The sequence below is a fragment of the Flavobacterium sp. UW10123 genome, assembly GCF_040538975.1.
Classification (GTDB): domain Bacteria; phylum Bacteroidota; class Bacteroidia; order Flavobacteriales; family Flavobacteriaceae; genus Flavobacterium.
The window spans coordinates 223565-246506 of record NZ_JBEWQE010000003.1 but is presented as its reverse complement, the minus strand read 5'-3'; the positions used below and the strand labels follow the sequence as shown (position 1 = coordinate 246506).

Here is a 22942-nt window from a genome sequence, read left to right as displayed (position 1 = left end):
AGGAGTAGGGCAAAGACTGGGGAGGCTTTTTAAGAACAGATTTTTTAGGTCTTTCAAAAATATACCATAAAGTGAGAATAATTGCATAAAATAGCGAGTGTTGATGTTCCATATTATAACTTGCAACAAGAAAAAATGCAACTTAACATTTTGATAATTAAGGATTTTGTGCGAAATGCCTAAATGATTTAGAGGTTTTAAGAAATCAGTCTAAAATTTTTAAAAATATATTAAAGAGAAATTTATAAAAACAAGCAGTATTTTAGAATTGAATCCCAACAATGCGCGATTAAGAAAAAAATGTATTCTCGTTGCATATTATAATTTGCAACCAGTTTAAAAAATCTTGCTTTCCTATTAATTGTAATTTACCCAATCAATAAAAACTCATGTTTCTGAAATTCTCAGAGAAGTGGACATTAAAATTATCTCTACTTCAACTTTTTTGATCAGATTTCAAACAAACTACATTAATTAAAATCTTAAACCATGAAAAAAAATGCCTTAGAATTAATTTTTGCAAGTTTGCTGTGTTTCACTTTTATAGGATATGTAAGCGCACAAACTAAAAAGAAGCCTAATATCATTATGGTAATTTCTGATGATACTGGCTGGGGAGATTTAGGAGTCTATGGAGGAGGAGTTGGACGCGGAATGCCAACACCAAACCTAGACCGAATGGCAAAAGAAGGAATGCAGTTCTGGTCTTTTTACGGACAGCCAAGCTGCACGCCGGGAAGAGCGGCTATGATTACTGGACGTATTCCTAATAGAAGCGGAATGACAACAGTTGCTTTTCAGGGTCAAGGAGGAGGACTTCCTGCTGCAGAATGGACCTTAGCATCTGTACTTAAAAAAGCAAATTACAAAACCTACTTTTCAGGAAAATGGCACTTAGGAGAAGCAGATTATGCTATGCCAACTGCTCACGGATTTGATAAGATGCAAAACGTAGTATTGTACCACTTGAATGCTTACACGTATTGCTTCCCGTCTTGGAATCCAGACATGGCTCCTGAGATTAGTGCTTACATTAAAAAAGCAACTAAAGGAATTTTGGAAGGAGAAGCAGGAAAACCAGCAAGAGAAGTAAGTCCGGTAACAGAAGAAAATATTGCTGAACTGGATATCAATATGGTTGATAACAATCTTAAGCAGCTGGATGAATATGGAAAATCAAAAGATCCATTTTTTATGTGCATCAATTTTGCTAAAAATCACCAGCCAAATTTACCTTCAAAACAATTTGTTGGAAAATCACCTGCAAAAAGCAAATATGGCGATGCCGTTGTAGAAATGGATTATAATGTTGGACGTATTATGGATAAAATTCGTCAGCTTGGAATTGCAGATAATACCATTGTAATTTATACTGTTGACAATGGAGCTTGGCAAGACGTACATCCAGATGCAGGTTATACTCCTTTTAGAGGATCAAAAGGAACAGATCGTGAGGGAGGAAGTAGAGTTCCTGCAATTGCATGGTGGCCTGGCCAAATTGAAGCGGGAAGCGTAAGCCACGATATTGTTGGAGGTTTAGATTTAATGGCAACTTTTGCTGCTCTTGCAGGAGTTGAATTGCCTAAGAATGATAGAGAAGGCAAACCAATGGTTTTTGACAGTTATGATATGTCTAACGTTTTATTCAAAAAAGGAAAACCACTTCGTGACAGATGGTTTTATTTTACAGAGAACGAATTATCTCCAGGTGCAGTACGTATAGGAAAATGGAAAGCTGTATTTAATACTCGTGGAGACAATGGAGCTCAGGCAGGAAGCGATACACCAGGACAGCAGTTGGGTTGGAGAGGTGATCAGACTTATATTGCAACTGTTCCTGCTGTGTACGATTTATGGCAAGATCCTCAAGAGCGTTATGATTTATTCATGAACAGTTTTACAGAAAAAACTTGGACAATGATCATCTTTGATCAGGTTACTCTTGAGCTGATGAAAACATACGCTGCAACTCCTCCGAGACCACAGCAAAGTGGTTCTTATGGAGGACCAATGGAAATTGGTAAATATAGAACTATAGAGCAGGCAAAACAATTACTGAACAGTAAAGAATTGTCGTTGCCACCTTTGAGTGTTGATCCTAAACAATAATATATAAAAGCGAGACAGGCAATAGTTGTCTGTTTTGTTTTTTAAATAATCAAAACCATGCATTTTCCCGAAATGGAATGCATGGTTTTTCCTTTTATTTAATTAGAATTACTCGGTTGTGATGCGTATATTTGAGTGAATAAAAAAATAAAAGCCATTATGAAGAAAATAGGATTTTTATCATTTGGGCATTGGTCTAATCATCCATCATACAAAACTCGTACAGCAGCAGATACCTTGTTGCAATCTATTGATTTGGCGGTTGCCGCGGAAGAAATAGGAATAGATGGAGCTTATTTTCGTGTGCATCATTTTGCACAACAGTTAGCTTCACCTTTTCCTCTGCTTTCGGCTGTAGGTGCTAAGACAAGCAAAATAGAAATAGGAACAGGTGTAATCGATATGCGTTACGAAAACCCAATGTATATGGTTGAAGATGCTGGAGCTGCCGATTTGATCTCAGAAGGACGTTTACAATTAGGAATAAGCAGAGGATCGCCAGAACAAGTTATCGATGGCTGGCGTTATTTTGGTTATGAACCAGATGAAGGTGAAACCGATGCCGATATGGGGCGTAAAAAAGCTTTAGAATTTTTAGATAAGTTGAGTGGAGAAGGGTTTGCAGAACCAAATCCGTATCCGATGTTTCCTAACCCGCCTGGATTATTGCGTATTGAACCGCATTCTGAAGGACTGAGAGAAAGAATCTGGTGGGGAGCGGCCTCAAATGCAACTGCTATTTGGGCAGCCGAAAACGGAATGCATCTTCAGAGTTCTACGCTTAAATATGATGAAAATGGCAAACCGTTTCATGTTCAACAGGCAGAACAAATAAGATTGTATAAAGAAGCTTGGAAAAAAGCAGGACATCAACGCGAAGCAAGAGTTTCAGTTAGCCGTTCGATTTTTGCCCTAGTCAACGATCAAGACAAATATTATTTTGGCGGACAAGCAAAAGGCAATGATAGTTTCGGATATATTGAGCAAGACAAAAGAGCGATCTTTGGTAAAAGCTATACAGCAGAACCCGATAAACTGATTGAAGAATTGGCTAAAGACGAAGCTATTCAGGAAGCAGATACCTTGTTGCTGACTATTCCAAATACTTTGGGTGTAGATTATAACATACACATTTTATCGTCTATATTAGAACATGTTGCCCCTGCGTTGGGTTGGCGATAAGTTTTTATAAAGAAAGAAAAGTCCTCTGTTGATGAGACGAGGGCTTTTTTTATGTTTATTAGAAAGATAATTTAATTAAGACACCTAAGACAGCAGCGATTAAAATAATATACGGTTCTTGAATTTTCTTAATATAAATGAGAGAAAGAATGCTTGCTAGAGCTATTAATATGGTCGAAACGTCTACGATGCTTCTTTTTGCAATAATGATGACAGAACCAACTAAAGCTCCGACCACAGCAGCGGTTATTCCTTCAACAAATGCTTTGACTGGTTTATTGTTTACAATTTTCTTAAAGAATGGTGCCAAAGCAACGGTAAAAAGGTAGCAAGGCAAAAAAGTGGCTAAAGCGGCAGTTATCGCGCCTAAAAAGCCATTTGCCAAATACCCTATAAAACCAACAGTTATTACAACAGGTCCAGGCGTTATCATTGCTATAGCCACCGAATCAAGAAATTGCTGTTCTGTAAGCCATTTGTTTTCAACAACTACTCCCGAATGTAAAAAAGGTACGATTGCAAGACCGCTTCCAAAGACAAAAGCACCGGCTTTAGTAAAGAAAATGGCAATTTTCATTAAGGTCGAGCTTTCATAATTCCAAAAGCCAGATGATACAAGAATTAAGATATTTGTGGTTTTAGCAATTTTAAAATACGGACGAGCTTTTATTAACATATAAATAAGTCCTGCAGCTACAAATAATAAAATATGTTCTTTTTCTGTAATGTAAGTTATTATTATAGCTGAGGTAAAGAAAATCCATAAAATCCATTTTTCTTTAAAAGAAATCAGATTCAATTTTCCTATGGATTTTATAGTAAGTTTATAAGAGCTCAAAGTAATGATTCCGATAACAGCAGCACTTACACCATAAAATATAGACTGAATCCATACTAATCCGCCATAAGCTTGGTAAATTATTCCAAGAAGTAAAACCATAAAGAAAGAGGGAGTAATAAATGCAAAACCTGCTAAAGTAGCCCCAAGAATATTGTAATGAACATAACCAATATATATGCCAAGCTGTGCTGCCAAAGGGCCTGGAGCCAATTGAGCTAATGCTAAACCTTCTTTATATTCTTCATCAGAAATCCATTTTTTGTTTTCTACCAAATCTTTGTACATATAACCGACTAACGCAACTGGTCCTCCAAAACCAATTGTGCCAAGTTTTAAAAAATATAGTATTAGTTCTCTTAACGTATATTTCGGTTTTTTAGTCATATCGAGATTCTTTAAAACAACTCTTTATTTAATTATAAAACAAAACTAAAACGAAAGAGACGCTTTAAATAGAATCTTATTTACCTTTTGTATGTAGATTACTTTTTACGGTTCTATTTTCTTTGATTGATGAGGTTTTTTCTATTTAAATTCCAAAACGGAGATATATTGCCAATTGGCATTTCAAAATATAAAGAGATTAGCCGAAAGAACACTGCTGTAAAATATCGAACTATTTTAAAAAGAATAAGCTGTTTACTTGAAATTGATTTTCCTTTTAATCCTAGATTACAACAACTTCGATGCTTATTTAAAAACATCGAAGTTGGTTTAATTTTTTCCGGCCCAAATTGTTTAAAATCTATTAAATTATAGAGCGTCCCAAGAAGCGCTCGGATAATAGATAGAACTTGTTACTGGAGCTGTCCAGTAATTTTGACTTCCACCTCGGAAAGTATGGAGACTTACTGCGTTCACATTTCGCTTAGAATCGTTAGTTACCCAACGAATTTTTTCGTTCAATATTTCTGTACCGTTTACATAATATTTTACGTATCCGTCAGTATTTGAGCCTGTATTTAATTTCACAGATATTTGGCAGTTATAAGTAACGCCTTCCTGTATGTAATATTTCTTTCCGAAATCATTGCCATATTGTCCAGGCTGATCTCTGTAATATACATAAGGCTGAAGATAAGCGCCGCTTCCTTTAGCAGTGTTCGATCCATTAGGGCAATACCACATAAATCTGGCACTTCCACCATTTCCATCCCATGCTGCATCACCACCTGTATTTTGGTCACCAATTAAGATACCATATCCGCATTTTCCGCCTCGGCTCCAGTAAAATCCGTTATTAAATTTCATTTGAAACCAAACAGTGTAAACTCCAGTTGACCAAACACCGTACGATGTGCATAAACCACCAGGGCAAGACAGTGTATTAGTTTGCAATGTAATAGTTCTTGCTCCAGCTGTACCTTTTGCTGTTGTGCTGCCTTCAAGTGCCGAATTAGATGCGAGAGTATCTTTACTAGCAATTTGTTGAGCTTCTTTTTTAGCGGTTTGGGGCGTATTTAAATCTTCTTGTTCCTTTTCGCAACAAATAAATACTAATGCTATGGTAAGTAGCATACTGGTTAATTTTAAGAATTTCTTCATTTTTTTAATTTTTAGGTTAGTAAAACGATTAATGGTTAGTAAATAATAGATAGTAGATTACGGTATTTGGAACCGAAAGTGTAAAGTTGGATATTAATAATTTTGGAGAGGAGTAATTAAGTACGTTTTTACGTACACAAAAATACAGGCTATGTTTTTTGTGTATTTGTAGGAGAAATCAGAACTCTATTTTGTCTCAGAAAAACTGTTTCAGATCAAATATTTACTGCAAATAGCTGTACTATAAAATTTTATATAAATGAAAAGATTCTTTTTATTAAATTTATTGTAGTTAAAACCTCATGTGAAAAAATGTTATTTATCAGTAAAAGACATTTTTTGTAAAACTATCTGAGTAATAAGGATTTTAAATGCAAGAAATGGTTACAAATAGATTTTGTCTATTTCGGAAGTAGTATTTACAATCTACAGCCCTAATTTTCTCTTTCATTAGTTTGTAATTTAGTCAAAAATAAAATTTTTCAACTATGGATAATCAATCAAATGACATCAGCAAATGCCCTTTTCATAATGGGAGCATGGACAAGCAAGCGGCTTCAGGAACTAAAAATCGTGACTGGTGGCCTAAACAGTTAAAGGTAAATATCTTGAGACAAAATTCAGCATTATCAAATCCGCTGAATAAGGATTTTAATTATGCAGAAGCGTTTAAAAGTCTAGATCTTGAAGCTGTAAAGAAAGATTTACATGCTCTTATGACTGATTCACAAGATTGGTGGCCTGCTGATTTTGGTCACTACGGAGGACTTTTCATTCGTATGGCTTGGCACAGCGCAGGTACTTACAGAGTGCATGACGGACGTGGAGGAGCAGGAGCAGGACAACAGCGTTTTGCACCCCTTAACAGCTGGCCTGATAATGTGAGCCTTGATAAAGCGCGAAGATTGCTTTGGCCAATTAAACAAAAATACGGACAAAAGATTTCGTGGGCCGATTTAATGATCTTAACAGGAAATGTAGCCTTAGAATCAATGGGGTTTAAAACATTTGGTTTCGCAGGCGGACGCGCCGATGTATGGGAAGCAGATGAATCTGTATACTGGGGATCTGAAACGACTTGGCTTGGTGGCGACGAACGTTATAAAGACGGTTCTGAAGGCGTTCCGAAAGACCATGGTGTTGTGTCATCTGATGATGATGCAGATGGAAATATTCATAGTAGAAATCTAGAAAAACCACTTGCAGCAGTGCAAATGGGACTTATATATGTAAACCCAGAGGGACCAGACGGAAATCCAGATCCGATTGCGGCAGCCAAAGATATTAGAGATACTTTTGGGCGTATGGCAATGAATGACGAAGAAACGGTGGCGTTAATTGCTGGCGGGCATACTTTTGGTAAAACCCATGGAGCTGCTTCATCTGATCACGTAGGCAAAGAGCCAGAAGCTGCTGGATTAGAATTACAAGGTTTAGGATGGCAGAATAGTTATGGTTCAGGAAAAGGTCCGGATGCAATCACAAGCGGACTTGAAGTGACTTGGACAAAAACGCCTACACAATGGAGCAATAACTTTTTTGAGAATCTTTTTGGTTTTGAATGGGAACTTTCTAAAAGTCCTGCAGGGGCACATCAATGGGTAGCAAAAAATGCTGAGGCAATTATTCCTGATGCTTTTGATCCTAATAAAAAGCACTTGCCAACAATGCTTACAACCGATTTATCATTAAGACTGGATCCAGCTTACGAGAAAATCTCACGTCGATTTTTTGAAAATCCTGATGAATTTGCAGATGCTTTCTCTCGCGCATGGTTTAAACTGACACACCGTGATATGGGACCGCGTGCTCTTTATCTTGGATCTGAAGTGCCTACGGAAGAATTGTTATGGCAAGATCCTATTCCAAAAGTAAATCATACACTGATTAATGATCAGGATGTAGCTCAATTGAAAGAGAAAATATTAAACTCAGGCTTAAGTATTTCTCAACTAGTTTCAACAGCATGGGCTTCTGCTTCTACATTTAGGGGATCAGATAAACGAGGCGGTGCAAATGGTGGACGTATAAGACTTGCACCACAAAAAGATTGGGAAGTAAACAATCCAACCGCATTAAAAGTAGTTTTAGATAAATTAGAAGCCATTCAGAAAGAATTCAATGCTGCACAAGGCGATGGGAAAAAAGTTTCATTGGCAGATTTAATTGTTCTTGGAGGTACTGCTGCTGTCGAAAAAGCCGCTAAAGATGCAGGAGCTTCAGTTTCTGTGCCTTTCTCTCCTGGACGTATGGATGCATCTGCAGAACAGACAGATGTTGAGTCATTCGGATATCTTGAGCCAAAAGCAGATGGTTTTAGAAATTACAGAAAAACAAAATCATCGGTTTTAACAGAAGAACTTCTAATAGATAAAGCTAATTTATTGACCCTTACAGCACCAGAATTGACTGTTCTTTTAGGAGGTCTTCGCGTTCTGGATATTAACGCTGACGGAAGTAAAAATGGTGTTTTTACTACTAGACCAGGTCGTTTGACAAATGATTTTTTCATAAATCTATTGGATATGAACACACAATGGCAAGCAGTTTCTAATGATAAAGAACTTTATACAGGAAACGATAGAAGTACAGGACAGCCTAAATGGATAGGAACTCGTGCCGATCTTGTTTTTGGTTCAAACTCAGAATTGAGAGCTATAGCAGAAGTTTACGCATCTGCCGACGCACATGAGAAATTTATACAAGATTTTATTGCTGTTTGGACTAAAGTCATGAATTTAGACAGATTTGACTTGAAAGCTTAAATAGCAGTAATCAATAAACTAAAAAAGACGCCAAATAGGCGTCTTTTTTTTTGAATAGACATTCTGAAAATGATACTAATTTACCATGTAATCAGGTATTGTTTTCTCTAATTGGCGTCAGTAAATTTGTGACTAATCAAATAAATACCAATGAGAGTTAACAATATAGATAGTTTTTTAGTAATGAAATTAACATTTTTAAAGAATAAAAGCCTAAATCTAGCAAAACAGCTTTTCTATTTAGCAGCGTTGCTTCCTTTTATTGCATTCGGACAAAAGGAGATTGTGCCTGGCAGTAAGGATATCAATACCAAATATATCAAACCCGAAAAAACACTTTACACCGTTTATTATGTAAAAGGTACGGAATGGAAAAATATGGGAGCATTGACTTATGATATTTCTTTGGCTAACAATCAGCTGACTTTAAACAATACTTTTGCTCCAAAAGATAATGGAAAACCTACTACGCGTATTAGTACAGCAGATGCTCTAACGCTTAAAGCGATTAGTTATTCTGATGAAACCAAAAACGCAAAACTGAATCTTAATTTTGGCGAAACGATTACAGGTAATTTTTATTCGAAGAAAACGAAAAAAGATAAAAAGTTGAAACTTAAACCAAAGGAAGAATTTTTTGACTTTAACTGGACAGATCATTTAATTGGGACATTGCCATTAGATGTAGGATACAAAGGTCGCTTTCCACAATTTTATTATAATGATGAGTCAAATGTGCTTGTTGAATATTATACCATAAAAGAGGTAAAAAGTTATGTTTACAATTCTCCTAGAACTGGTAAACATGATACATGGATTGTTTCAGTTTTGGAAGAAAGCACAAAAGCCTATTATAATTATATTATAGACAAAAAAGACCGTCGCCTTTGGCAGCGAGAAATGTCTATGGCAAATGGAATGTGGGAGATTACAGTTAATGAGGAATTAGATTATCAGCCTATTAAAAATAAATTTAATAAAGAAGAAGTTGCCAGACAGATTTCCAGTGGTAATAGTGTTATAATTGGTACAGCTTATGCAAGATCAGATTCTGGTAAGAGATTGGGAGGTTTAGTTAATACTGCCAAGAAACAATTTGCGCCAAAAGGAACTGAGATTACTATTTTTCCCAGTTCAGCTTATTATGAGGAGTGGATAGAAGTCAACAAGAAAATCCGTAAGCAGAAGAAAATGCCAGAAGTCCCTTTGGATAGCGATTTTGGTTACTCAATTAAAAAAGCCAAAGTGTATGATGATCAAGGACATTTTGAGTTTGCAGATTTAATGCCGGGAACTTACATCGTTATGGTTAGTTTTGATTTTACAAACTCTTATAATTACTCGTATGTGTCTGGTTACACTAATTATTATAATTATTTTGGTTATCAAGGTTCTACAACCAATTATGGTACAGCAAGACAGTCTTATAATGATAAAGCTAACATTGAGAAGCGCGTAACGATTGATAAGGATGGGGAAAAGAAAGAGATAAACTTAAAAGAAATATAAAAAAAAGAGAGCCGTATCAGCAGAGAGTTAGATACGGCTTTTGTTTTTTATTAATTTTCCTGCTCAAATCTGGACATATACATGTACCAATTCCATTCCCAAGAACTTCCGTTATCTTCAGAAAATGCTTGGCTCCAAACAGGATTATTTTTATCTCTAGCATCCCAACGAAAAATAACAACAATATCTTTTCCGTTAAAAACATCTTTAGTTATAAAATGGCCTACATTGTTTTCAAAAGAACCTAACACTGGCGGATCCAATTTTCCTTCATTAGAATCGGCCCAATAAATACTCCATAATTTACTTTTCGGATTAAACAATCTTACGGTCATTCCTTCAAATGGCTGTCCATCAAAAGTGGCAAGAAAATTATCGATATTGCCGATTCCATTTAGAACCTTATACATTTCTTGTGTCGATTCAAATTCTGTCCATTCTTTACAATTGGACAATCTTGAATTGAGTTTTTTATTGCGAAGTTTCCATTTTCCTTGAAAAAAATCAAAATCATCTTTAGACGAAGTTGGAGAAGCTGTAATTATTAATTCTCCATTTGCATCAAAATTTATTTTTGGGATTTCTAAATTTTCAGTTTGCATCATTTTTAGTTCTTTGATTATTAGTTTGTTGATTTAAAAGTAATAATTTATGATGGATTGTTACCAATTGCTGCATTGAAAAATTTAATGAAGATGGCATACTGTCAATTGCTTTTTGTTTCGTTTCATATTCATTTTGGTTTTCATAATGAGTTATGGAAACCAAAAGATTTTTATCCTGAAAAACAGGCAGTCTTGGAAAATCATTTTCTTTCATTTCGCTTACCCAAAACGAAATATCAGTAACATCTATAGTTTTCAGAAAAGGAATATATTCAACGTCAAATAGTTTTATTGTTTGTTCTATTGTGCTATTGCAGATGCAGAAATCAATAACTGTAATGCCTTTATTAGTTTTAAGCTTTGAGCTTTTATGTAATGGTTTTAAGAGATAAACATTATCGGAGTTTATCATCATTTCGTTAGCAGCTTTGCCGTTTTCTTTCCATACAATGCTTTCGCAATAAAAGTCGTTTAGAAATTTTACTCTGGTTTCCATATTTTTAAAGCCACGAAGCCAAACGAATCGATCATTTGAGTTCTCAATTTTAAATTCTCCCAAAGTGTGACCGCCAAGTTCGTGCATAGGTTCAACAAATTTCGAATGAAAAAAATCACTGAATGTGTCGGCCAAATTTGGTTTTAATAAATAATTACGAACTTCTAAAACTTTAATTTCTTCTGAATTTTCTGGTGTATTATAAGTCATATTATTTCTATTTAAAATGTTTATACAAAGTAAATTAAACGATATCTTTATGGCAAGTAGGTACAAATTTGTATCCTAGATACTAAAAACATAGTAATGCTGATTATCAGTTTATTAAAATTTATAAAATGATGAAAAAAAATAAATTGGCTTATTGTCCTGTTGATTATGCTTTTCAAAGAATTGGTGGCAAATACAAAGGAAGAATCTTATGGTATTTAAAAGATGGCATTATGAGATATGGGGAATTAAAAAGAATTGTAGAAGGAATAACACCCAAAATGCTTACACAAACTCTTAGAGAATTAGAAGAAGATAAATTAATTAGAAGAAAGGTTTATAAAGAAGTTCCACCTCGTGTAGAATATCGCCTTTCGGAAACGGGAAAAGAATTAATTCCATTTATTGACCAGATGCGAATTTGGGGTGAAAAACAAATGGCTATGGATTAGCTTTTTAATTTCTTCTAAAGAATTATTTGGTATTAGAAAATTAGGTATTTTATTTAAAAATAATATATACTTTTATTAGCTGATTACTAACTGACTAATAGACCAAAAAACATGAGTTCTCAAAACCCAAAAAACGAAATAAGCCGACGCAAGTTTTTACAAAATAGTACATTAGCGACAGCTGGAATTTACTTAGGTATTTTAGGTATGCCTAAAGTATTCGGAAATGTCTTGATGGATAAAGATGCTAAAGGTATTCCATATATTAAATTGAATAATGGATTAAAAATGCCTATGCTTGGATTTGGAACTTACGGACTTAGTGGCGAGGTTTGCCAAAAATCTGTAGTCGAAGCCATATCATCAGGTTATCGTCTTATTGATACAGCAAAAGTATATGGAAATGAAGTAGAAGTAGGCAAAGCCATAAAGCAAAGCGGAATTGACAGAAAGCAGCTTTTTGTTACTTCGAAATTATGGGTTGATGATGCTGGTTACGAAAATGCAAAAAAAGGTTTTGAAGAAACGCTAAGAAAACTGCAAGTCGAATATCTTGATTTATATCTTATTCACCGTCCAAGAGGCGATGTAAAAGGATCTTGGAAGGCAATGGAAGAGCTTTACAAAGCTGGAAAAATAAAAGCTATAGGAATTAGCAATTTCGATCCTACGCAATTGGAAGATCTTTTATCTTATGCCGAGGTAAAACCAGCTATAAATCAGATTGAAACTCATGCTTATTTTCAGCAGACAAATGACTATAAAGTGCTAAAACAGCATAATGTACAAATGCAGGCATGGGCGCCTTTTGCAGAAGGCCGTAACGGTCTTTTTACAAATGAAACATTAACTCAGATTGCCAAAAAGCACGGAAAAACTACTGCACAAGTGAGTTTAAGATGGCATTACCAACGTGGTATTGTTGCTATTCCGAGATCTTCTCAAAAAGCACATATTCTAGAAAACCTTAATGTATTTGATTTCAAGCTTGATGATGCTGATATGAAAGCGATTGAAAAATTGGATTTAAATAAAACTCAGTTTCCAGAATGGAGTTAAATCAGACACAATACAAGCATTTTTAGGCTTATAAAGCGTAAAGTAGTAAGATAGAAAGCTCATTTCGTTAGAAATGGGCTTTTTTTATGATGCTTACTCACTAGTTAAAGTGGTATAAAAAACTTTAAAGGCAAGAAAGAGTACAAAACTTAACTGTTGCTTAAATACTTAGAACAAAAAAATGATAAGAAAGCAGTCTTTATGAAAATCTTTAATCGTGTTGCAAATTATAACTTGGAACATGATTAGAAAATTTGGTTTCTCTATTAGTTGTAATTTGCTTCTTCTTTTTGGGTTATAATTTCGTAAAACAGTGTAATAATTAAAATTCTAAAACCATGAAAAATTTTTTTATAGCATTTTTTTCTCTAATGTTTTTATTAATGGCTTGTAAAAAACAAGAAAACACAGAAAATTCAAAATCAACTGATTCAGCTGTAATTTCTACAGATAGTTCTGCAGTGAAGAAGTGGCCAGCTTCACCAGTTCCTAATACTTTATTGACGGAAGCTTATGTGAAAAATCTAGCAACTTCTATCTATAGCTGGGGGTGGCCAATGGCCAATATTCACAATCGTCTTGAATTATTTAGAACACTGCCAGGCGCTGTATATGGAGGTGGAGTACTTCCTCTGGCACCGCCAAACCATTTGTGTATGTTATATGATTATGTAGAACCAGAAGAAAGAGCCGTTGCATGTCCAAATCAGGATGTGGTTTACGGATTATGTGCTTTAGATCTTATAAAAAGCCCAGTTGTGGTTCAGGTTCCAGATTTTGGCGATCGTTTTTGGGTTTATCAGGTTTGTGATCAGCGTACAGACGGATTTGCTAGTTTTGGTAAAATGTATGGCACAAAACCTGGTTTTTATCTTTTGGCTCATAAAGATTGGAATGGTAAAGTACCTGATGGAATTACAGCAGTTTATAAATCTTCAACAAACCTTGGAATTGTAATTCCTCGTGTATTTCAGACAGACGATCCTGTCGATAAAAAAGCTATTCAGCCATTAATTAATCAGATTGGATTTTATCCTTTGGCAGATTTTGATGGAAAAATGAAAGTTACCGATTGGACAAAAACAAAATCAACACCACCAGATCCAAACGGAGATAAAGGAGAGACGAAATGGGTAAAACCAGAAATATTTTTTGATCAGTTGGCCGATATTTTAAAAGAAGTTCCGCCAATGCCAGGAGAAGAAGCTTTTTATGCTCAAGCACATGCACTTTTAAATGAACTGGCTAAAAATCCGAAACTAAAAGAAATAGCTAAAAATGCAGCTATAGACGCAGATAAAAATCTGGTTACACCTTTATTTCAATTCCAAAATGTCGGATATCCAATAAAATACAATTGGACTACGCAACGTAACGGAGCCCAATTTGGGTACGATTACTTAACACGACTTGCCTGTGGCAAATCTAATATTTTTGTAAACAAACCAAATGAAACTAGATATTTCTATCAGGATCGTGATGAAGGCGGAACAAGATTAAATGGTGCCAACAAATATACAGTAACATTCCCAAGCGGACAGCTTCCTCCTGTAAAAGGATTTTGGTCACTGACTTTATATAATGCAGAACATTTCTTTGCACCAAATGATTTGAAACGTTACTCTTTAGGAACAAAAAACAAAAACCTTAAAAAGAATGCTGACGGATCATTGACTATTTATGTACAAAATGCACGACCTTCTGAGGATAAAATTAGCAATTGGCTTCCGGCGCCAAAAGAGATTTTTTCTTTATATGTTAGATGTTATTGGCCAGAAGAAGCAGTTTTAAATGATAGCTGGAATCCGCCTGCAGTAGTGAAAGTGAAGTAGGTAGTACAAACCTAATTTGATTGTGAAGAGATTACAAAAAAGCCTATTTCATTAGAAGTAGGCTTTCTGTTTAATGCTCCTTACTAAAAAAGTTTACAATTATTTTAAAACTAAAACCTATTAATAGAGCAAACCGTAAATCATGTTATAATTTTTCATAAAGTCTGGTCTTGCATGATTTTTAATATCTATAAAGAAAATTATATATTGAAAGAATCTTATATCAGTTTAAAAGCATTTTTGAATAAGTTTAAGTCTATCTGTTTTTTATGTGTGATTTAATGAAATATTAGCAAATTCTTAGAAAGCTTTCCAAAAAAAGGATTACCTATTTAAGGTTTTTAGCATAGTGTATTTTTTGTGCGATTCCTTGTTTTAACTTATCTTCGCCTTTATAAATTTCCAAAACTTTAAAATCTAATTTGTGAAAGAAAAACATGAAGAACTACAAGACAATCAGCTTAAACGCGGATTGACTAATCGTCACATTCAGTTAATTGCCTTAGGCGGATCAATAGGAACGGGACTTTTCCTCGGCATTGGTCCAGCGGCTGTACTAGCAGGACCATCTGTTATTTTAGGATATGCCATTGCCGGAATTATCGCTTTTTTTATTATGAGACAGCTTGGAGAAATGGTGGTTGAAGAGCCTGTTTCAGGAAGTTTCAGCTACTTTGCCTACAAGTATTGCGGTTCTTTTGCAGGTTTTGCATCAGGTTGGAATTATTGGATTTTATATATTCTTGTTAGCATGGCTGAGCTTACTGCCATTGGTGTTTATGTGCAGTTTTGGTGGCCAGAAATTCCGCTCTGGACATCCAGTTTGTTTTTCTTTCTGGTTATTAATGCTTTGAATTTTGCTTCGGTAAAAGTTTACGGAGAAACAGAATTCTGGTTTTCTATCATAAAAGTTGTTGCCATTATTGCCATGATCCTTTTCGGTACTTATTTACTTATAAGCGGAACAGGAGGAGAACATGCTACAATTCATAATTTATATAATGATGGAGGCTTTTTTCCGAAAGGTTTCTTCGAAAAAACTGCAAATGGAAGCTTTCAAGGTTTATTGTCTGCAATGGCATTAATTATGTTTTCTTTTGGAGGTCTAGAACTAATAGGAATTACTGCTGCAGAGGCTGAAAATCCAGAAAAAAACATCCCAAAAGCAACCAATCAGGTTATTTATAGAATCCTAATATTTTATGTTGGCGCATTGGTTATTTTATTTGCCTTGTCACCTTGGAGACAAATTACTACAGACAGCAGTCCGTTTGTAATGGTTTTTCAGAACCTAAACGGAATGGAATTTGAATTGTTTGGCAACAAAATATACTTTACACGACTTATTGCTAACGTACTTAATTTGATTGTATTAACTGCGGCGTTGTCTGTATACAATAGTAGTGTTTACAGCAACTCACGAATGTTATTTGGTTTAGCAGATCAAGGTAGTGCACCTAAGTTTTTAAAGAAACTAAACAAACAATCGGTGCCAGTGAATGCGATTTTAATTTCGTCATGTTTTGCAGCGATCTGTATTTTAATCAATAAAGTAATTCCAGAAGAAGCTTTTAGTATTTTAATGTCTTTAGTAGTGTCTTGTTTAGTGATTAACTGGGTTATGATTTCGTATACGCATCTGCAATTTAGACGAACAAAAGACAACGAAAACATAAAAACCAAGTTTGCTTCTATATTTTATCCCGTAAGCAATTATATCTGTTTTGTGTTTTTATTGGGTATTTTATTCATTATGTGGATGACCGATATGAAGTTGTCTGTAGAATTAATTCCTATTTGGCTGGGGATTCTTTTTGTGTTTTACAAGGTTTTTAAAGTAAAAAAATAATTCACTTTTAAGATCCCATTTCTAATGAAATGGGATCTTATTTTTTATGCAATTTATGCTTGTTGCACGAAAGGCAAAATCAAGGATTGATTAAGAAGTAATGTATATTTAAGTAAAAAAAATATTTGCTTATTTGAGTAGATTTGTCATAAGTTCGAAAACATAATAAGAAACCATTTTGTATTAATGTAAATTAAATTAGTTTAAAGTTTTATCACAAATTAAACAGTTCAATAAATGGAAAATTATAACGAAGACGTTACCGCTTACATTGCAAAAATGGCTGACTTTGCAAAACCTATTTTAAACCATTTACGAGAAGTGATTTTTAGCACTTGTCCCGAAGTAGAAGAAAACATTAAATGGGGAACACCACATTATTCTTATAAAGGTGATCATTTAGTTATGATGGGAGGCTTTAAACAACATTGTTCGTTTAGTTTATACAAAGCTGAATTAATGAAGGACGAGGAGATTCAAGCAAGTGTAAAAGCGGGTAAAAAATTTGGCTATTTGGACAAGATTAAGGATTTATCTGAGTTGCCAAGCAAAGAGAAATTGACTGCATATATTAAAGAGGCAATGGTCTTAAATGAAAATGGAACCGCTAAACCCAAACCAATAAAAGAAAAAGTGGCAGCAGAAGTCGTGGCGCCTCAAGAATTTATAGATGCATTAAAAAAAGATAGTAAGGCAATCGAAATTTTTGAAAGTAAATCGCCGTCATTCCGGAAAAATTATATTATTTGGATTGCAGATGCAAAGACAGATGAAACTAGAAATAAAAGAATTGTACAATCTCTAGAATGGATTGCAGAAGGGAAAGATAGATTTTGGCAATCCAAGAAATAATCATGAGCAATATATTTTCTGATAACAGCCAAATTGGAGTAGTGGCTACTTTCTCTGAACTTGTGTATACCAAATTCAAAGGAGAAATGAATGCGCTTTGCTGGTACAGAAATTTAGAAGGCGATTTTAATGAGATCGTTGCCAAGTTATCTTTAAAAGAAAATATAACAGAAGTTTCTACTGAAGATTTAAAAGCACTCGAACTCTCAGAAAAAGGAAATATAGCCAGAGAAATAATTTTAAACGATTTAGAATTATTAACCGATTTTGGAACTTCGCCATCTCTAAATTTGCTGAAATGCTACGAACGCGATGATGAATTTGATTTCATCTCTACAGATGTGTATTCGTTTCATGTAGATCGTTCGCCTATTGCAACCGATACTTTTTTATGTACCTATCACGGAGCGGCAAGTGATATTGTTGCCAATTCGCAAGCAGAACAAAAGATTCTAATTCCAGAAATTCGAGCAAAACTGAAAGAGCTTCATGATGGAGCAGAAGAGGAGTTTGAAGATTTTTTGAAAGAGAATTATTTTGATTTGCATTATCAGCTGCATGAAAATGCAAAGCCAATTAATTTAGGTTCGGGACATCTTTGGCGATTGGCAGTGGATCATCCAAAACAAGACGTATTGCCTTGTGTTCATAGAGCGCCTGTAGAAAATGACGGGGAATATCGGTTGTTGCTGATTTGTTGATGAAACTATTTGCGTATATTTGAGCTATGAACAAACAGACATCTTTTACGGTATGCGGAGAATCATTGTCGGCTCCAATGCACATTTGCGGTTTTTTCGATTCGAGAGAACAGCAATATGAAGTAATCATTCCCTATATTTTGGAGGGTTTGGAAGCCAATGATAAAGTCATAAACATTCTAGAAGGAAACCGTCATGGTGAACATTGTCGTTGTCTGGCTGATAATGGAATTTCTATCACTGAAAAACTATCAAGTGGCCAATTGGAAGTACTAGCTTCAGAAAACACTTATATCAATGGCGGTAAATTTGCTGCAGATAAAATGTATGCGACACTCGAACAAACTTTAATATCAGCTTCAAGAGCGGGTTATGATAGTGTAAGAGCGTGTGGAGATATGGTTTGGGCTCTCAAGAACCTGCCAGGAACTGATGAGCTTTTAGAGTATGAAGCTAAACTAAATCTGCTTACCCCACAGCACTCAGTTTCATTAATTTGTATGTACGATATTAGCAGTTTTAGCCAAAATACACTTACAGATATATTGCTTACACATCCTTACGTGATTAAGGACGGAAAAATCAGCAAAAATCCGCATTATGTTGAACCTTTAGAACTGCTTTCTAGTCTTTCTTCGCGATCTGGTGCGCTTAAATCTTAAGCGATTATTTTATTCTAACTTCTCGAAAAGTGTAATGACAGTGCCAAATATCTAAATGGCAGTTTAGTTCAAGAAGCTTAATAATACTACAAAAATATTCTTAAATATAACAATAATAATTATTTTTGTTATATTTATATAAATAAACTGATTTTCAGTATTGTAATAGTTTAATTGTTAAAGAAAAAACGGAATTCGGCGCTGATAAAAAAAAGTTAAAAGCATTCTTAATTTTAAAGTGGCACAATTCCTGCCTGCAAAAAAATCATTGAATAATCAGAGCGCTTAATCGGTGTTCTAAAAAATTAAAATAAATGAAAAGATTTAAATGTATGTATGTTTTTGTAGTAGTGTTATTATCAACAATTACATATGGTCAGGAAAGTTTAAAAATGTTTGTAAAAGAAAGTAAAGTGCCATGCACGGGTGTTGGCCCTATGGAATGTCTGCAGGTAAAGTATGATAATGACAAAGAATGGCAATTATTTTATGATCATATTGAAGGTTTTAATTTTGAAAAAGGAAATCGATATGAGCTACTGGTAACGAAAACAAAAAGACCAGAACCTATTCCAGCTGATGCTTCTGCATACCAGTATAAACTGAAAAGCATAATTTCTAAAACTCCTGTAAATAAGGAAAAAGGAATTTATGATACCAAAATGATTTTAACGCAGTTAAACGGAAAAAAGATAAACAGCGGAAAAGCATTTATTACAATTAATGATGAAACTGGCACAATTAGCGGTAAAAACGGATGTAATAATTTTAACGTAAAATACACAAAGCTTTCTTCAAAAAATCAAATTAAGACCAATTCTCCTATGGGAACTTTAATGGCTTGTGATAAAGAAAGCATGAAATTAGAACAAGATTTTAGCGCTGCGATAACCAACAAAAAGTTCAAAATTGTAAAGAAAAACAATACAGTACAGTTTAAAAACTCTAAGAACAAAGTGGTTATGGAATTTTCTATTCCAACTCAAAGCGAACTGTGGGCTTTTATTGGTAAAAACAATTGGAAACTAATTGCACTAGAAAATGTTGGACAAGATTACGGAAAAGCTTCTATTAAATTTAATGTAGCAGAAAAGAAAGTAAGCGGAAATACAGGCTGCAACAACTTCGCAGGAACTTATGAAACCAACGGTGATCATATTTCTTTTGATAAAGTAGCAGCTACATTGATGGCATGTATTGGTGAAGAAGGAAATAAAACAGAGCAAAAAATACTATTTTATTTAAGCAATAAAGACCTACGTTTTGACGTAGCAGACCAAACGCTTAATTTTTATCTTAACGATAGATTGGTCATGATGTTTGGCATTACAAAATAAATTTAGTTTTATAAGTCATCTTAAAATAGGTGATGATTTATAAAAATAAATACAAAACCAGTGAAGTTGATTCACTGGTTTTTTTATTTATGCAAAGTCAAAAATATTTTATAGAGCGCTTACAAGGAATACTTTGAAGAGTAATAGAAATATCTCTAATTATGGAAAACCGTATATTTTTCTGAAAAGCTTTCTTTAGGTTTGTCTGAAATAAAACGATTTATTATGATTAGAATAATTTTTACTTATACATTTTTCTTTTTTACAGCACTAACCTCGAGTGCACAGAACAATAAGCTAGTGGCAAGTTGTTGCGATGCAAAACCTAAAGAAGAGGGCAGATGTACTGGCAGTGCCTACTGCAGTGCCTGTTCGAACTGCAGTAGGTGTGCACATTGCTCGAACGGTGGAAGTTGCGGGGTATGCGCTTCATATTCGCCACCCATTAGATATACGGCAGCACCTAAAGCCACAAAGAGCAGGACTGTAAATCCGTCAGCAAAATCTGCAGCAGTTTCTTTTACTTCCGAGACGTCTGTTAAATCCAAAACAAAGAAAGAATCTGTGATAAAAAAATCAATAATTACCTATAGTCCTGAAGATATGCTGGCTGTAAATGTTGAAACCCTTAAATTGCGTGACGGACCAGGAAATGAATATGATGTAATAGAAAACCTTAAGAGATATGATCTCTTAATGGTTATTGCTATTGATGGAGAGTGGTTACAGGTGAAGGTAATTCAATCCGGTAATTTTGGATATGTGAACGCGAAATATGTATATAAGTTGTAGAGTAGCAGGGGTAGATTTTTATTGTTAGATTTGTTAAAACCAAACTAATGAACAATTTAGAAATTTTTAAATGGCTGGCTATATTTTCGCCAATTGTTAGTGGAATAATAGTGGGTGTTGTAACTCATATACTTTCAAATCGATCAAAACGTATAGAAATTCTATACCAAAACAAAACTCGAGCTTTCAATGAGATTCATAAAATACTTATTGATTACAGGTTTGAATTGGAACAGATTATCTACAAAAATCCCTTTCTAGAAAGGAGTTCTGAAGCAAAAGATTCAGTTGAAACTCTTACATTATTAAATAATGCTCTTGTGCGTAACAGTATATATCTAAATAAACAAAGTAGAGAAGCTGTAATGGATTTGGTTACTAAGATTAATTTCTACTGTATTTCTCAGACCCAAGATTTTGAAAATATAAATCCTTATATATCTATGGCGGTTGAAATTAAAAACGTGATCGATATTTTGTATAAAGACCTTAATCTTAAATAATCTACTAAAACATTAGCTATAATGTAATTAGCTTTCTCTGAACAATAATAATTTTGAATTTATAGAAAATTGTAAATTAACTATCTCTAAAAATGAATGATGAAAAGATTGTAATGAAGTTTGCATATATTAAATCTGATGAAGAAAATATTGAAGCTGTTTATCAGAATAATTTCCTGCTATATAAGTATGAACTTAGTGATATTAAATATGTAAAAATTGAAGATTTTGAGTATGACGATAATGGAATGATTCAAAGAAGCGTTCCTTTAGCGTCATATTCATCAGAAGGTTTTCATATAGAAGAAAAAGATTTTCAAAAATCTGAGATGAAAGCTTTATCAGCAATTAAATTAGATGAGATGATATATGGAGAACAAAGAAAATTCAATATATATAAAGATTATATAGAATTGAAAATGGAATTTAAAGGATGGTATAAAGTCAAAAATCGTAATGGCTTTTATACCATTAAAAGAAGCGGAATAGACAAGTTTAAGAAAGGGATTTATTCATTTTATTTTAAAAGCATTTGTAACAGAAGAAAAGAAGATGGGACAGAAAATGAATTTTATTATGATAAAAGAACAAGAGACTGGAAGAAGCAACGTGATGAATTATTAAAAGCTAACGATAGTTTTCAAGCAAGATTAGAATTATTATCAATTTACAATGTATTATTAGCAAGATTAATGGAGAAAACTGTAAGATTATTTATGATAGTTGATCAGTATGATGGAAGTGAAATAGGATATATTAATAAATTCAATATTTTAAAGTCTGAATTATTACAAGCATTGCAGGTAATAGGCAATTATTCGCAAAATATAAATCATAATATCAACACAGGGCATTATAAAATTGCATTAGAAATTCAACATTATTGTATTTTGATGTTTAATGATATTCTTAGTGTTTTAGATAATTCATTTTTTCTAAAAATAGATAGAACTCCACTAAAAAAAGACTTTGATTTAGTTCATAAGCAATTGAATGATGCAATAGATCTAAATAAATTAGATCTTTTACTGAGATTAGGTAGTATCTCAAAAGTACCTTCTAGAAGTGATTCTGTGTTTAATTTTGAACAAAATGATTCAATATTTAAAACACTTGAAGGTGAGATGATTTTTAGAAAGTTTTATGCTGTTTATAAAACTGAATCAAAAGGTCAACAGTCTAATTTTAGTTTTTTGTTTTATGCTTTAAAGAAAAATAATCTTATTAATTGCTCCACTTCTAACTATATATCTTTCTGTAAAGAATATAAAATCAAGATCAATACTGTAGATACGAGAATGAACTACGATTATTTGGATATAAAGAATTCTTTAATTGTTGATTACGAAAAATTTGCATCAGAAGCTAACGCTTACAAAAAAGAGGGGGAGGTAAAAGTTTGAAAATGTTCGAACAAATTAATACAAAATCAAATATTTTTAAACATACTGTTTTTTATCTAATTACAATCTTTGTATCAGCAATTTAAAATGGTACGACATGAAAAACAAAAAAAAATTACAGAAAGAACACAGAGACTTATTAAAATCAATTTACTATGGGGGTAAAATTATAGAAATTTTAGTAATAATAATTCTGAATATTTGGTGGTGTTAAATTTGTCAAAGTTTTTAAAAGTAA

Annotated in this window: 19 protein-coding genes; 15 read left to right on the top strand and 4 right to left on the bottom strand. The window is 33.7% G+C overall.

Annotation, left to right across the window (positions count from 1 at the left end; translation table 11 throughout):
* The first annotated feature begins 489 nt into the window (after positions 1-489).
* Positions 490-2109 (top strand): arylsulfatase, encoded by a 1620-nt coding sequence (locus ABXT06_RS05410; protein WP_354589825.1) that lies wholly within the window; start codon positions 490-492, stop codon positions 2107-2109.
* Between the two features lie 159 nt (positions 2110-2268).
* Positions 2269-3291, top strand: a complete 1023-nt coding sequence (locus ABXT06_RS05405) for an LLM class flavin-dependent oxidoreductase (protein WP_354589824.1) — start codon at positions 2269-2271, stop codon at positions 3289-3291.
* Between the two features lie 58 nt (positions 3292-3349).
* Here the strand turns inward: ABXT06_RS05405 and ABXT06_RS05400 are convergent, their stop codons facing one another.
* On the bottom strand, positions 3350-4516 hold the full coding sequence (locus ABXT06_RS05400; protein ID WP_354589823.1) for a chromate transporter: 1167 nt from the start codon (positions 4514-4516) through the stop codon (positions 3350-3352).
* Between the two features lie 369 nt (positions 4517-4885).
* Positions 4886-5677: a polysaccharide lyase gene (locus ABXT06_RS05395; RefSeq protein WP_354589822.1), complete on the bottom strand. Its 792-nt coding sequence runs from the start codon at positions 5675-5677 to the stop codon at positions 4886-4888.
* Positions 5678-6165: 488 nt separating this feature from the next.
* On the opposite strand from ABXT06_RS05395, the gene katG reads away from it, so the two are divergent.
* Positions 6166-8442 carry a catalase/peroxidase HPI gene (gene katG, locus ABXT06_RS05390; RefSeq protein WP_354589821.1) on the top strand — a complete coding sequence of 759 codons (2277 nt, stop codon included), beginning with the start codon at positions 6166-6168 and terminating at the stop codon, positions 8440-8442.
* A gap of 150 nt (positions 8443-8592) precedes the next feature.
* Positions 8593-9951 (top strand): DUF3108 domain-containing protein, encoded by a 1359-nt coding sequence (locus ABXT06_RS05385; protein WP_354589820.1) that lies wholly within the window; start codon positions 8593-8595, stop codon positions 9949-9951.
* A gap of 50 nt (positions 9952-10001) precedes the next feature.
* On the opposite strand, the gene ABXT06_RS05380 is transcribed toward ABXT06_RS05385, so the two are convergent.
* The gene (locus ABXT06_RS05380; RefSeq protein WP_354589819.1) at positions 10002-10556 is read right to left on the bottom strand and encodes a hypothetical protein; all 555 of its coding nucleotides are present in this window, start codon (positions 10554-10556) and stop codon (positions 10002-10004) included.
* Entirely contained in the window at positions 10543-11262 is a 720-nt protein-coding gene (locus tag ABXT06_RS05375; RefSeq protein WP_354589818.1) for a hypothetical protein, read from the bottom strand. The genes ABXT06_RS05380 and ABXT06_RS05375 overlap by 14 nt, the downstream gene beginning before the upstream one ends.
* 131 nt (positions 11263-11393) lie before the next feature.
* Between ABXT06_RS05375 and ABXT06_RS05370 the strand changes: the two genes are divergently transcribed.
* The 11 genes from ABXT06_RS05370 to ABXT06_RS05320 all read left to right on the top strand — a co-directional run bounded on the left by ABXT06_RS05370 (position 11394) and on the right by ABXT06_RS05320 (position 22704).
* Complete coding sequence (locus tag ABXT06_RS05370; RefSeq protein ID WP_354589892.1) at positions 11394-11714, top strand: winged helix-turn-helix transcriptional regulator; 321 nt, start codon at positions 11394-11396, stop codon at positions 11712-11714.
* Positions 11715-11825: 111 nt separating this feature from the next.
* Positions 11826-12773 carry an aldo/keto reductase gene (locus tag ABXT06_RS05365; protein ID WP_354589817.1) on the top strand — a complete coding sequence of 316 codons (948 nt, stop codon included), beginning with the start codon at positions 11826-11828 and terminating at the stop codon, positions 12771-12773.
* A gap of 338 nt (positions 12774-13111) precedes the next feature.
* The gene (locus ABXT06_RS05360) at positions 13112-14605 is read left to right on the top strand and encodes a DUF1254 domain-containing protein (RefSeq protein ID WP_354589816.1); all 1494 of its coding nucleotides are present in this window, start codon (positions 13112-13114) and stop codon (positions 14603-14605) included.
* A gap of 424 nt (positions 14606-15029) precedes the next feature.
* Positions 15030-16454: an amino acid permease gene (locus ABXT06_RS05355; RefSeq protein WP_354589815.1), complete on the top strand. Its 1425-nt coding sequence runs from the start codon at positions 15030-15032 to the stop codon at positions 16452-16454.
* Between the two features lie 237 nt (positions 16455-16691).
* On the top strand, positions 16692-17306 hold the full coding sequence (locus tag ABXT06_RS05350; RefSeq protein ID WP_354589814.1) for a YdeI/OmpD-associated family protein: 615 nt from the start codon (positions 16692-16694) through the stop codon (positions 17304-17306).
* A 2-nt stretch (positions 17307-17308) separates the two neighbouring features.
* Entirely contained in the window at positions 17309-18007 is a 699-nt protein-coding gene (locus ABXT06_RS05345) for a DUF1826 domain-containing protein (RefSeq protein WP_354589813.1), read from the top strand.
* Between the two features lie 26 nt (positions 18008-18033).
* Entirely contained in the window at positions 18034-18669 is a 636-nt protein-coding gene (locus ABXT06_RS05340; RefSeq protein WP_354589812.1) for an MEDS domain-containing protein, read from the top strand.
* 314 nt (positions 18670-18983) lie between these two features.
* On the top strand, positions 18984-20006 hold the full coding sequence (locus ABXT06_RS05335; RefSeq protein ID WP_354589811.1) for an META domain-containing protein: 1023 nt from the start codon (positions 18984-18986) through the stop codon (positions 20004-20006).
* Positions 20007-20231: 225 nt separating this feature from the next.
* A complete protein-coding gene (locus ABXT06_RS05330) occupies positions 20232-20798 on the top strand; it encodes an SH3 domain-containing protein (protein WP_354589810.1) in 567 nt (188 codons plus the stop codon).
* A 47-nt stretch (positions 20799-20845) separates the two neighbouring features.
* Entirely contained in the window at positions 20846-21301 is a 456-nt protein-coding gene (locus ABXT06_RS05325; RefSeq protein ID WP_354589809.1) for a hypothetical protein, read from the top strand.
* 92 nt (positions 21302-21393) lie between these two features.
* Positions 21394-22704 carry a hypothetical protein gene (locus ABXT06_RS05320; RefSeq protein ID WP_354589808.1) on the top strand — a complete coding sequence of 437 codons (1311 nt, stop codon included), beginning with the start codon at positions 21394-21396 and terminating at the stop codon, positions 22702-22704.
* The last annotated feature ends 238 nt before the right edge of the window (positions 22705-22942 follow it).